Below are 12,309 nucleotides of genomic sequence, written 5' to 3'. Positions count from 1 at the left end.
ATGCGGGAACACGGACACTGACGACGCGGGAGCAACATGGCGCGGTTCGAGAAAGACCAGCAGACGGCCGCATCCCCGGCCCCCGAGGGCAGACCGCGGGAGCAGTGGACGGGCCAGGTCGGGTTCATCCTGTCGGCGATCGGGTCGGCCGTCGGGCTCGGCAACATCTGGCGCTTTCCCGGCGTCGCGTACGAGAACGGTGGCGGTGCGTTCCTCGTTCCCTATCTGATCGCGCTGCTGACCGCGGGCATCCCGATCCTGTTCCTCGACTACGCGATCGGCCACCGCTTCCGAGGCGCCGCACCGACCGCCTTCCGGCGCCTCGGTGGAAAGACCGGCCGGTGGATGGAATCGCTCGGATGGTTCCAGGTGACCATCGCGTTCGTGATCGGGCTGTACTACACGGTCGTCATCGCCTGGTCGCTGAGCTTCTTCGTCTTCTCCTTCGACCTGCGGTGGGGCGACGATCCCGCGGCGTTCCTCACGGGGGAGTACCTGCAGACAGGCGACCCGGGCTTCAGTCTCGAGTTCGTGCCGGGCGTCCTGATCCCGCTCGCGACCGTCTGGGTGCTCGCCATCGCCGTGCTCGCCGCCGGTGTCGCGAAGGGACTGCAGCGCGTGAACGTCATCGCGCTCCCGGTGCTCGTGATCGCATTCCTGATCCTGGTCGTTCGTGCCCTGTTCCTCGACGGCGCGGCAGAAGGCCTCAACGCCCTGTTCACCCCCGACTGGACGGCGCTCGCCGACCCGAACGTCTGGATCGCGGCGTACAGCCAGATCTTCTTCTCCCTGTCGATCGCGTTCGGCATCATGATCACCTACGCGTCGTACCGCAAGCGCCGCTCGAACCTCACGACGCCCGGCCTCGTGGTGGCGTTCTCGAACTCCTCGTTCGAGATCCTCGCGGGGATCGGCGTGTTCGCCACCCTCGGATTCTTCGCCTTCAGCCAGGGCGTGGCGATCGACGAACTCGAGGGGCTGACGGGGGTGGGGCTGTCGTTCATCACGTTCCCCGCGATCGTGTCGCAGATGCCGGGCGGGCCGATATTCGGGTGCCTGTTCTTCGGGTCTTTGACCCTCGCCGGGTTCACGTCGCTCGTGTCGGTCCTGCAGGTCGTCTCGGCCGCGGTGCAGGAGAAGTTCGGGCTCTCGACCCGCCGCGCCGCCCTCTCGGTCGGTATCGTCTCGGCCATCCTGTCGATGCTGATCTTCTCGACGACGACCGGGCTTCTCGCTCTCGATGTCGTCGACCAGTGGGCCAACAACATCGGCATCGTGGCATCCGCGATCCTGACGACGGTCCTGGTGCTGTGGGTCGCGCGCAAGGGCCCCGAGCTGCGTTACCACCTCGACTCCCTGTCGACCTTCCGCGTCGGCCGTGTCTGGGTGCTGCTCGTCAGCGTTCTGGCGCCGCTCGTGCTCGGCTACATGCTGGTCTCCCGCATCGTCGTCCTCATCACCGAGGGCTACGGGGGGATGCCTCCGTGGTACCTGCTCGTGTTCGGCTGGGGCACGGTGCTCGTTCTCGTCGTCGGCGCGGTCGTGCTCTCGGTTCTGCGGTGGAAGCGCTCGCCGGATGACTTCACCGCGTGGCCGGAGTATCCGCCCCTTTCTGCTGAGCGTGCGGCGCCGGGCGCTACATCACGCGGCGCGAAGGGAGCACGGTCATGACCCCGATCGCGATCGCGTTCTTGATCCTGTCGATCCTGATCGTCTGGGGCGGGATGCTGACGAGCATCCTGTTTCTGCGCCATCGGCCGGAACTCGCCGAATACCCGCCCGGCGCGGTGGACGATGAGCGCGAGGCCGCCGGCATCATCGAGCACGACACCTGATGGCCGAATCGACCCCCGCGAACTGGCGAAGCGCGGACGAGTACCTCATCGACTCGCTCGTCGGACACGACGCGGCGCTCGAATCAGCGGTGGCGGCGCAGCGCGCGGCCGGTCTTCCCGCGATCGAGGTGGCTCCGGTCGCCGGAAAGCTGCTTCACCTGCTCGCTCGGATAGCGGGAGCTCGACGCGTGCTCGAGATCGGGACACTCGGCGGATACTCGACCATCTGGCTCGCTCGTGCGCTCGACGAGAACGGTCGCGTGATCACGATCGAGGCGGAGGCACGCAACGCAGAAGTCGCGCGTGCCAACATCGACGCGGCGGGGGTAGGGGAGCGGGTCGAGATCCTCGTTGGGCGAGCCGTGGAGGTTCTGCCGACCCTCGAGGGTACGGAACCCTTCGATCTGGTCTTCATCGACGCCGACAAGGAATCGAACACGATCTACCTCGACTGGGCGGCACGCCTCGGACGGCCCGGCACCGTGGTCGTGCTCGACAACATCGGCCGCGAGGGTGAGATCGTCGATCCGCACACGACCGACCCCCGTGTCGCCGGCACGCGCGCTGCCCTCGAGATGCTGGGTGCCGATGCGCGTTTCGACGCAACGGCCCTGCAGACGGTCGGGCTGAAAGGGTGGGACGGATTCGCCCTCGCGGTCGTCACGGGGGCATCGGCACCGTAACGCGCGGTGAACGACGCGCTCGCGCCCTGTGCGCACGCGACCACCTCGCTAGACTGACCGCGGACCGACGACGCTCCGAAAACCACCCGCAGTGCACGAGCAAGGAGTCAAACACGTGGCACTCATCGAGGCAGTAGGCGCCCGCGAAATCCTCGATTCGCGAGGCAACCCGACAGTCGAAGTGGAGGTGCTGCTCGACGACGGAATCGTTCAGCGGGCCGCTGTTCCCTCCGGCGCATCCACCGGAGCATTCGAAGCGTACGAACTGCGCGACGGCGACAAGAGCCGTTACGGCGGCAAGGGCGTGCTGAAGGCCGTCGACGCCGTCATCGACGAGCTCGGCCCGGCCCTCGAGGGCATCGAAGCCAGCGAGCAGCGCATCGTCGACGAGATCATGATCGAGACCGACGGCACCGAGAACAAGAGCCGCGTCGGCGCCAACGCCATCCTCGGCGTCAGCCTCGCGGTTGCGAAGGCTGCGGCCGACTCGGCCGATCTGCCCCTCTTCCGCTACCTGGGTGGTCCGAACGCGCACGTCCTTCCCGTTCCCCTGTTCAATGTCATCAACGGCGGATCGCACGCCGACAACGGCATCGACATGCAGGAGTTCTTCCTCGCGCCGATCGGCGCCGAGACGTTCTCCGAGGCCCTCCGCTGGGGCACCGAGACCTACCACGTCCTCAAGGGCGAGCTGTTGAAGGCGGGCTACGCCACGGGCCTCGGCGACGAGGGCGGATTCGCCCCCGACCTACCGAGCAACCGCGAGGGCCTGGACTTCCTCATCACGGCCATCGAGAAGGCCGGATTCACGCCCGGCACCGACATCGCGCTCGGCATGGATGTCGCCGCGACCGAGTTCTTCCGCGACGGCGCGTACGTCTTCGAGGGTAAGAACTGGACGGCTGAAGAGCTCACCGACTACTACATCGAGCTCGCGAACGCCTACCCGATCATCACGATCGAGGACGCCCTCGCCGAGGACGACTGGGACGCCTGGAAGCACCTCACCGAGAAGCTCGGATCGAAAATCCAGCTCGTCGGCGACGACCTGTTCGTGACCAACCCCACCCGCCTGGCGGATGGCATCAACCGCGGTGTCGCCAACTCGCTGCTGGTCAAGGTCAACCAGATCGGCACGCTCTCCGAGACGCTCGACGCCGTCGACATGGCGCACCGCGCCGGCTACACGACGATGTTCTCGCACCGCTCGGGTGAGACCGAAGACACCACGATCGCCGACCTCGCCGTCGCGACCGGGTCGGGTCAGATCAAGAGCGGCGCGCCCGCCCGCAGCGAGCGCGTCGCGAAATACAATCAGCTTCTGCGTATCGAAGAAGAGCTCGGCGACGCCGCGATCTTCGCGGGCCGCTCGGCCTTCCCCCGCTACCAGGGGTAACGCACCGAAGCAGGACTGAAGGAGGGGGGAACCGTGGCGAAACGACCGGTTCCCCCCTCTTCCGTTTCCCGCCCGGCTGCTTCTCGGAGCTCGGCCCGCCGTCCATCCGGCTCACAGCAGCCATCTTCACGGCAGGCTTCGTCACGGCAGGCACGGTCGCGTCCGGCCGACCGCGAATCCGGTGCGCGCCGGGTCGATGTGCGGGGCTGGCTCGGCGGGGTGCGGCTCTCCGGGTTCATGGTCGTGATGATGAGTCTGGTGGTACTCGCCGCGTTCGTCCTCGTGCCCACCTTCGGCAACTTCGTGCAGCAGCGTCAGACGATCGCAGCGCTCGAGGCATCCGTCGTCGCGGGCCAAGAAGAGGTCGAGCAGCTCACGCAGCAGCAGGAACGCTGGGGCGACCCCGCCTACATCACGACACAGGCGCGCGAGCGGCTGTATTACATGCGTCCCGGCGAGGTCGTCTACCTGGTCGTGAACGACCTGCCTGCCGATCTGCAGCCGACGGCGGAGAAGCCCGTGAGCGCGGATGTCGTCGAGACGCCGACGGACTGGATGACGCAGCTATTGGCATCGGTGACGACCGCCGGGCTCGCCCAGACCGTGACCGAACCGACGATCGGCGTGCCCGACCCCGAACCGTCGACCGAGAGTCCCGCCCCGTAGCAGACGGGCCGTCCTCGGCAGCTTCGGCGGTTACCCTGGTCAGGTGACGACACCGCCCTTCGCCGCGCCCACCGAGGCCGAACTCGCGGTCGTCAGCGCGCAATTGGGGCGGCCCGCTCGCGGAGTCCTCGGCATCGCCGCACGCTGCGTGTGTGGAAATCCGACGGTTGTCGCGACATCGCCACGGTTGCCCGATGGCAGCCCCTTCCCGACGTTCTACTACCTGACGCATCCGGCCGCCACCGCGGCGATGAGCGAGCTCGAGGCGACGCACGTCATGGCCGAGCTGCAGGATCTGCTGGTCGACGACGACATCTCGGCCGAGTACGCCCGCGCCCACGCCGCGTACCTCGCCGACCGCTCGAACTATGGCGATGTCGACGAGATCGCGGGCATCTCCGCCGGCGGTATGCCGGTCCGGGTGAAGTGCCTGCACGCCCTGGCCGGTCATGCGCTCGCCGCCGGACCGGGCGTCAACCCGATCGGAGACCGAGCCCTCGAGCGCTCGCGCTGGTCGCCGGGCGTGTGCGAGTGCGAGACGCCGGGTTCGGCCTCGTGAAGACCTCGCGCGCCCTCGCGCTGCTGCTCGCGGCCGTGATCGCTGCGACGCCCGTCTTCTTCGGCCCTCCCGCCGCCGCATCGCCGGTCCCCGATGACACGGCAGACCCGGTCCGCGCCGCGGAGTATTGGCTCGATTCGCTGGGGGTGCGTACCGCCTGGCAGACGACCCGAGGCGCGGGGCAGACGATCGCGATCATCGACACGGGCATCGGCTCGGGGCCGCCCGAGTTCCAGGGCGCCGTAGCGGGAGGAACGGATGTCTCGGGTCTCGGCAGCTCGGATGGCCGCACGCCCGTCGGGGTCGTGGACTCCAACCACGGGTCGTGGGTTGCGTCCCTCGCCGCCGCGCGGGGAACGGCCGACGGTAAAGGAATGGTGGGGGTCGCGCCCGACGCGAAACTCCTCTCGGTGTCGCTCGGGTTCGGGTCATCCGCCCCTGTCCCGTTCGTGGATCAGGTCTCCGAGGCGATCCGTTGGGCGGTCGATAACGGCGCGACCGTCATCAACCTCTCTTTCACGACGAACACCCTGGGCTGGGACCCGCTCTGGGACAGCGCGTTCGAGTACGCGTTCGACAACGACGTCGTCGTGGTCGTCGCGGCCGGCAACCGCGGCACGGGTACGACCCGCGTCGGCGCTCCGGCGACCATTCCCGGCGTGCTGACGGTCGGCGGTGTCGACCCCCAGGGCAACGCGAGTGTCGAAGCGTCGACGCAGGGGATCACGATCGGGATCTCGGCACCGAGCGAAAAGCTGCTGGGCGTATCGGCGGACGGCCGAATCGTCGAGTGGAGCGGCACGAGCGGCGCGGCGCCCCTCGTCGCCGGCATCGCCGCGCTGGTGCGCTCGGCGCATCCTGAGCTCGACGTCGCCAACGTCATCAACCGGATCATCGAGACGGCCAGACCGGCCGCCGGCACGGACCCCCGGCTCTACGGTGCCGGCATCGTGGATGCGGCGGGCGCCGTTTCGGCCAGCGTCGCTTCGGTGACCGAGAACCCGATGGGGAGCCTGGAGGAGTGGATTCGGCTCTACCGCCGTGCTGACTCGGGCCCGGCGCCCGATCAGACCGCGGTTCCGGTCGAGGTGGACGCTTTGCCCCCCGCGGATACGGCGACACCGGCCCGTTCGCCGCTGCTGCCGTCACGCGAATCCCTCGTCTACGGCTCTCTACCGCTTTTCGCGATCACCCTGGCTGGTATCCTGGTGGCGCTCGGCGTCACTGCAGCTGCCCGGCGAGTCAGAACGGCGCGCGATTTACGCACGCCGAGCAGTTGAACTGTCAAGGAGTCCCTTTCACGTGAGTAACACCGTGCCCGTGACGAACGCCGAGCCCACGAACTCAGGGCCAACGAACACCGTGCCCAAGATTCTCGTGGTCGGCGGCGGCTATGCAGGCTTCTATACGGCGTGGAAGCTCGAAAAGCACCTGCGCAAGGGTGAGGCCGCCGTCACGATCGTCGACCCCCTGCCCTACATGACCTACCAGCCGTTCCTTCCCGAGGTCGCGGCGGGCTCCATCGAGGCGCGCCACTCCGTCGTCGCCCTGCGCCGTCACCTGAAGCGCACGAAGGTCGTCACGGCGAAGGTGACCGGGATCGACCACGCGCACAAGACCGCCACGCTCACGCCGGCCGTCGGCGAGCCGTGGCAGGAGCAGTACGACCAGATCGTCATCACCGCGGGCGCCGTGTCGCGCACCTTCCCCATCCCGGGCATCGCCGACAACGCGATCGGGCTCAAGACGATCGAAGAGGCGGTCGCGATCCGCGACAAGCTGATGTCGAACTTCGACAAGGCGGCGCTGCTTCCCCCCGGCCCGGCGCGTGAGCGTCTGCTTACGGTCGTCGTGGTCGGTGGCGGTTTCGCCGGTATCGAGGTGTTCGCCGAGCTGCGCTCGTTCGCTTCGGCCCTGTTGAAGAACTACCCCGAGCTGACCTTCGACGAGACCCACTTCCACCTGATCGAGGCGATGGGGCGCATCATGCCCGAGGTCTCGCTCAAGTCCAGCGAGTGGGTGCTCGCCGACCTGGCCAAGCGTGGTGCATACGTGCACCTCGACACGCAGGTCACCGGAGCCGTCGACGGCAACGTCGAGCTGTCAACGGGCGAGGTCATCCCGAGCGACATCATCATCTGGACCGCGGGCGTCATGGCGAACCCCGAGGTCGTCCGCGGCGGCGACCTGCCGGTGGAAGAGCGCGGACGCATCCGCACCCGTCCCGACCTGCGCGTGGGTACCGACGACGAGATCGTCGAGGGTGCCTGGGCCGCGGGTGACGTCTCGGCCGTTCCCGACCTGACAGGTGGGGGCGTGGGCGGCTATTGCGTGCCCAACGCTCAGCACGCCGTCCGTCAGGCCAAGCTTCTCGCCAAGAACCTCACCGCCGTGCTGCGGGGCGAGCTTCCCGAGAACTACATCCACAAGAACCTCGGCGCGGTCGCGGGTCTCGGCCTCTACAACGGTGTGTTCCAGTCCAACAAGATCGCCATCAAGGGCTTTCTCGCGTGGCTCGCGCACCGTGGTTACCACATGCTGGCGATCCCGTCGTGGGAGCGCAAGCTCCGCGTCTTCGGCGGTTGGTGGAACAACTTCTGGTTGGGTCGCGACCTCGTGAACCTCGAGACGGTGCAGCACCCGCGCTACGTGTTCGAGGAGTTCGCGGCGCGTCCGCGGCCGGCTCAGGCAGCACCGAAGACGGATGCCGCGGCATCCGGTTCGGACAAGCCGGCCGAGCCCGCGAAGGACGCCAAGACGGCGCCTGCGAAGGCGGCGGCTTCCCGTTGACCTCCCGGCTCGCGGGTTCGCGAGTCGATAACGTGTGCGCATGGAAGAGACCACGCCTCACGACAAGCTGCATGCCGTCTTCGTCGTCGGCACGCGCCCCGAGGCCATCAAGATGCTGCCGCTCATCGTGGCGGTGCGCGACAGCACGCGTTTCGAGCCGATCGTCGTGTCGACGGGGCAGCACGCGGAGCTCGTTGCGCACGTGCTCGCGATCGGCGGCATCACACCGGACGTCACGTTCGATCTGCCACCGGCCCCGCGCACGCTGAACACCCTGTTCTCGGCCGTGCTGGTGCGGCTCGAGGCGTTCTTGCACGATCGATTCGGTCCGCCGCTTCCGCCCGCCGAGGCGCCCTACGCAACCGGCTACCCGGCCGCCGCTTTTGTGCACGGCGACACGACGAGTGCCGCTGCATCCGCTCTGGCGGCGTTCCACCTGCACCTTCCCGTCGTCCACGTCGAGGCGGGTCTGCGCACGAACGACACCCTGTCGCCGTTCCCCGAAGAGCTGAACCGTCAGCTGATCAGCCGGATCGCCGCGTGGCACCTCGCCCCGACGGAGCGGAACAAAGAGAACCTGATCCGCGAACACATCGCCGGCTCCCGCATCTTCGTGACCGGCAACACCGCGATCGACGCGTTGCACATCGCGGCCGGTCTCGATGTGCCCTACGACTATCCGCAGCTCGCCGACATCGAGGATCCCGATGGCCCGCGGGTGGTCGCCGTCACGGCTCACCGGCGCGAGAACTGGGGCGCCCCGCTCGAGCGCATCGCCGATGCCGTGGGGATCCTGGCCATGACGCACCGCGATGTCCGCTTTGTCGTCGCGCTACACCCGAACCCGGATGTCGCGGCCGTCATGGTCGCGCGACTTTCGAACGAAGAGAACGTTTCGCTCGTGGGGCCGATGGGCTACGAACAGTTCGCGAAGCTGCTGAAGCGCTCGACGATAGCCATCACCGACTCCGGGGGCATTCAGGAAGAAGCGCCGTCGCTCGGCACACCGGTCATCTGCGTCCGTGAGAGTACCGAGCGGCACGAGGGCGTCGAGGCGGGAACGGTGCAGCTGGTCGGCACCGACACGGCGCGGATCGTGGCCGCGGCATCCCGCCTGCTCGACGACGAGCGTGCCTATGCGCTGGCGACGACCCGCCGCAATCCGTACGGCGATGGGAAGGCCGCCGAGCGTATCGTGCGCGGTCTCGAGCACGTCATCTTCAATACGCGACCGCCGCAGCCGTTCGGGCCTCCGGGCTTCGATCGACTCTCGGTACTGCGCGCGGCGGGCAGCGAGGATCCGGTCGAACAGGGCCGGTTGCATCCGTGGGGCGACTCCTGGTGAGCGAGGTGTCTCGTGTTTTTTGACATCTTCACGGGCCTGCCGCTCTGGGTGCAAGTGCTGTTCTGGGCGGTGCTGGCGATCACGGTTTCGTCCTTCGTGTCGGTCACGACGCTCCTCGTGTTCGCGGCACGGTTTCGGGCTCGTGTGCGCGGTGACGTGCGTCGCGACCCCGGAGGGATGAGCGAGGAGCGATTTCTCTGGGTGTTCCTCGTTCCCGCGCTCAACGAAGAGGTCACGATCGCCGATAGCGTCGCGCGCCTGCGACAGGCCGCGGCGACGCACGTGATGTTCCTGGTGATCAACGACGGTTCCGATGACCGCACCGGCGAGATCCTGGACGGGATGGACGATCCGCGCCTGAAGGTCCTGACCCGCACCGCCCCGCACGCCCGGGAGGGAAAGGCCGCCGCCCTGAACGCGGCGTACGCGCATGTCCGCTCGGAGCTTCGCGCCGACCCCGCCCTCTCGATGTGGGACGAAGACCACGTGATCGTCGTGGTGGTGGACGCCGACGGCCGGCTCGATCCCGAGGCTCCGCGATCGGCCGCGCGCCACTTTCACGACGGCGGCGTCGGGGGAGTGCAATCCCTCGTCCGCATCTACAACCGGCGCGGATGGCTCACCTGGGCGCAGGACGTGGAGTTCTCGTCCTTCGGCCTTGTCTTCCAGGCGGGGCGTGCCTGGTGGGGAACGGCAAACATGGGCGGAAACGGACAGTTCAACCGCCTGTCCGCGCTCGCGAGTATCGACGACGGGTCGGGCCCGTGGCGCGATCGGCTGACCGAGGATCAGGATCTCGGCGTGCGCCTCATCCAGGCCGGGTGGGCCGGGGTGCAGGACAACTCGGTCGCCATCGACCAGCAGGGCCTCAACTCGCTCCGACGCCTGTATCGCCAGCGGGTGCGCTGGGCGCAGGGCAGCTGGCAGGCCCTCGAGTTGCTGCGCGGTATCCCGCGCCTGCGGGTGCCGTTCCTCGCCCGCGTCGACAGCGTGTACTACCTGCTCACGCCGGCGCTTCAGCTCCTGACGGGTTTCGCCCTCGTCGTGTCCGTGGTCCTCGCCTTTGCGAGCGGGGTGCCCTACCGGCCCTCGCACTGGTGGATCCTGATCTTCTTCATGACCCTGTCGTTCGGGCCGGGCGTCGTCACGCTCGCGTTGCGCGGGGGTCGCTGGTATTCGCCCTTCGTCGCCCTCGTTCTCGTGATTCCCTACACGGCCTATTCGTGGATCGTGTTCCCCGTGCTCGCCGTCGGGCTGTTCCGACAGCTGTCGGGACGCACATCGTGGGCGAAGACGGCACGCGAGACGCAGGGGATGGATGCCTCGGCGGTCGGGGATACTGGAGGGGACGGCGCACACGAAAGACGTGGCGCCGAAAGCGACCGCACGGTCACGCCCCCGTAGCCCAATCGGCAGAGGCAGGCGACTTAAAATCGCTTCAGTGTGGGTTCGAGTCCCACCGGGGGTACCGCTCTGGGTGACGGAGAAGCTGCCGTGGGGCCTACGCTCCCTGAGTCTGTCGAAGGGAGCGCAGGAACCGGGCGCGATGAACTGGCGCGGCAACGAGTCACTTCGGCAGGCTCAGTGACCGGGGACAGCGCGCTCCCTGAGCCTGTCGAAGGGAGCACACCGGAACCGCGCACGCACGGCACAACGGGTCACTTCGGCAGGCTCAGTGACGGGGGCCCTCAGAAGGGTGGCGGATCCGTGTTTGGGGTGAAATGGATGGCCGAGGGTGGTTTGTCGATATAAACGAGACCGCCCGGCGAGGTCCATTCGAGGACCCCACCGCCGAGTTGCCGGACAGTCCAGGCTGTTTCGCCTTTCAGCGTGTGGTGTCGTTTGCAGAGACAGGCGAGGTTGCACACGTCCGTGGCGCCGCCGAGGGCGTAGTCGAGGGTGTGGTCGCGATCGCACCGATGTGCCGGTTGTCGGCATCCGGGGAATCGGCAGTGCTGATCCCGGGCCCGCAGGAACCGTTTGATGTCCGCGGATGGTGTGTAGCGGTCGACGGCGAGAACACACCCGGTGATCGGGTCGGCCAACACTCGGTCCCATCCCGTCGCGTGCCCCGCGAGCTGGCGGGCGGTGGCCGGGTCGATCGGGCACCGTCCCACGAGCTCGGCTGGTTCATCGGTCACTCCAGCCAACGCCAACGCAGGCACCGTGACGTTCACGATCCCGCGAATCGCGCCCAGTCCGCCGACCCCGTCTGAGAGGCCGGCACCCGTTTCCACGGAAGGGGTCGTCGTGAGGAGCATGTCCGCGACCATGTCCGCGCGGATCTGATCCAGCGTGCGCGTGTCGGTGGGGTCGGCGTTCTTCATCGCCTGGGCTTGTTGCGTGATGCGGTCGTGCATCGCGTGCGCGAGCACCGCGGGTTGGGTCGAGATGAACTCCGCCATCCCGTCCCCGATATCCCGCACGCACGCACCCCGCGATGCCCGAGCCTCCTTGTGGCGCTCCGCGAGCGGGCGCGCCTGCAACGACTCCGCGAGCCGCGCCAACGAGGCCCCGACACGCCCCGGCGTGGTCCCCTCGGCCCGAATCAGTGCTTCGGCCTCGAACGCCGCTCGCGCTTCCGGGTCGGTGAGGGGCGTGCCGTGTTCCATGATTACCGCAACATGCGCACCGGTGATCCGCCCCTCGTCCCACGCGTCGAACGTGGCGGGGAACGACTCCTCCAAAACCGCGGCATCGTTCATGCGACGCTGCACGGTCCGGTCGGACATGTTCATCGCTGCGCCAAGCTCTGCCGCCAAAGCGCGATACGGCAGCTCGGCTTCGCGCGACGAGGGGGAGGCCAACTCCGCGACGCGGCGCGCACCCACGTGTGCCGCTTTCGCGAACACTCGCGCGAGCGCGGCTTCGGTGCGCGCATTCGCACGCCGAGCGTCGAGGCCCTCCCCAGCGAGCTCGCGCGCGATCGCGTCCACCCCCGTCGTCTCGACGTCACCATGATTCGAATGCATGTTCGAAACTCTACGGATGACCACCGACATCGGAACCCCGAAAAGCCCCCGAATCACGCCGAA

11 protein-coding genes and 1 tRNA gene are annotated in these 12,309 nt (G+C 68.0%); 11 read left to right on the top strand and 1 reads right to left on the bottom strand.

Annotated elements, in window-relative coordinates; translation table 11 throughout:
* Positions 1-36 precede the first annotated feature (36 nt).
* From ACIQ0W_RS05240 to ACIQ0W_RS05190, 11 genes are all read left to right on the top strand, one after another.
* The gene (locus tag ACIQ0W_RS05240) at positions 37-1,671 is read left to right on the top strand and encodes a sodium-dependent transporter (protein WP_051513247.1); all 1,635 of its coding nucleotides are present in this window, start codon (positions 37-39) and stop codon (positions 1,669-1,671) included.
* Positions 1,668-1,835, top strand: coding sequence for a MetS family NSS transporter small subunit (locus tag ACIQ0W_RS05235; RefSeq protein WP_396641741.1), 168 nt, complete (start codon positions 1,668-1,670; stop codon positions 1,833-1,835). The genes ACIQ0W_RS05240 and ACIQ0W_RS05235 overlap by 4 nt, the downstream gene beginning before the upstream one ends.
* Entirely contained in the window at positions 1,835-2,518 is a 684-nt protein-coding gene (locus ACIQ0W_RS05230; RefSeq protein WP_396641740.1) for an O-methyltransferase, read from the top strand. The genes ACIQ0W_RS05235 and ACIQ0W_RS05230 overlap by 1 nt, the downstream gene beginning before the upstream one ends.
* A 115-nt stretch (positions 2,519-2,633) precedes the next feature.
* Positions 2,634-3,914 (top strand): phosphopyruvate hydratase, encoded by a 1,281-nt coding sequence (gene eno / locus ACIQ0W_RS05225; RefSeq protein ID WP_036297450.1) that lies wholly within the window; start codon positions 2,634-2,636, stop codon positions 3,912-3,914.
* 249 nt (positions 3,915-4,163) lie between these two features.
* Positions 4,164-4,580: a septum formation initiator family protein gene (locus ACIQ0W_RS05220; protein WP_232711574.1), complete on the top strand. Its 417-nt coding sequence runs from the start codon at positions 4,164-4,166 to the stop codon at positions 4,578-4,580.
* Between the two features lie 43 nt (positions 4,581-4,623).
* Positions 4,624-5,139 carry a DUF501 domain-containing protein gene (locus ACIQ0W_RS05215; protein WP_100813692.1) on the top strand — a complete coding sequence of 172 codons (516 nt, stop codon included), beginning with the start codon at positions 4,624-4,626 and terminating at the stop codon, positions 5,137-5,139.
* The gene (locus ACIQ0W_RS05210; protein WP_232711575.1) at positions 5,136-6,419 is read left to right on the top strand and encodes a S8 family serine peptidase; all 1,284 of its coding nucleotides are present in this window, start codon (positions 5,136-5,138) and stop codon (positions 6,417-6,419) included. Before ACIQ0W_RS05215 ends, ACIQ0W_RS05210 begins: the two co-directional genes overlap by 4 nt.
* Before the next feature lie 82 nt (positions 6,420-6,501).
* Positions 6,502-7,929, top strand: coding sequence for an NAD(P)/FAD-dependent oxidoreductase (locus ACIQ0W_RS05205; protein WP_396641884.1), 1,428 nt, complete (start codon positions 6,502-6,504; stop codon positions 7,927-7,929).
* A gap of 40 nt (positions 7,930-7,969) precedes the next feature.
* Positions 7,970-9,274, top strand: coding sequence for a non-hydrolyzing UDP-N-acetylglucosamine 2-epimerase (gene wecB / locus ACIQ0W_RS05200; protein ID WP_100813693.1), 1,305 nt, complete (start codon positions 7,970-7,972; stop codon positions 9,272-9,274).
* Between the two features lie 12 nt (positions 9,275-9,286).
* Entirely contained in the window at positions 9,287-10,678 is a 1,392-nt protein-coding gene (locus ACIQ0W_RS05195) for a glycosyltransferase family 2 protein (protein ID WP_396641739.1), read from the top strand.
* A tRNA-Leu gene (locus tag ACIQ0W_RS05190) sits at positions 10,669-10,742 on the top strand. Before ACIQ0W_RS05195 ends, ACIQ0W_RS05190 begins: the two co-directional genes overlap by 10 nt.
* A 220-nt stretch (positions 10,743-10,962) precedes the next feature.
* On the opposite strand, the gene ACIQ0W_RS05185 is transcribed toward ACIQ0W_RS05190, so the two are convergent.
* On the bottom strand, positions 10,963-12,246 hold the full coding sequence (locus ACIQ0W_RS05185; protein ID WP_396641738.1) for a DUF222 domain-containing protein: 1,284 nt from the start codon (positions 12,244-12,246) through the stop codon (positions 10,963-10,965).
* Positions 12,247-12,309: the final 63 nt, after the last annotated feature.

It is taken from the genome of Microbacterium sp., from assembly GCF_044340635.1.
Taxonomy (GTDB): Bacteria; Actinomycetota; Actinomycetes; order Actinomycetales; family Microbacteriaceae; genus Microbacterium.
This window is presented reverse-complemented; position numbering and strand designations above follow the sequence as displayed.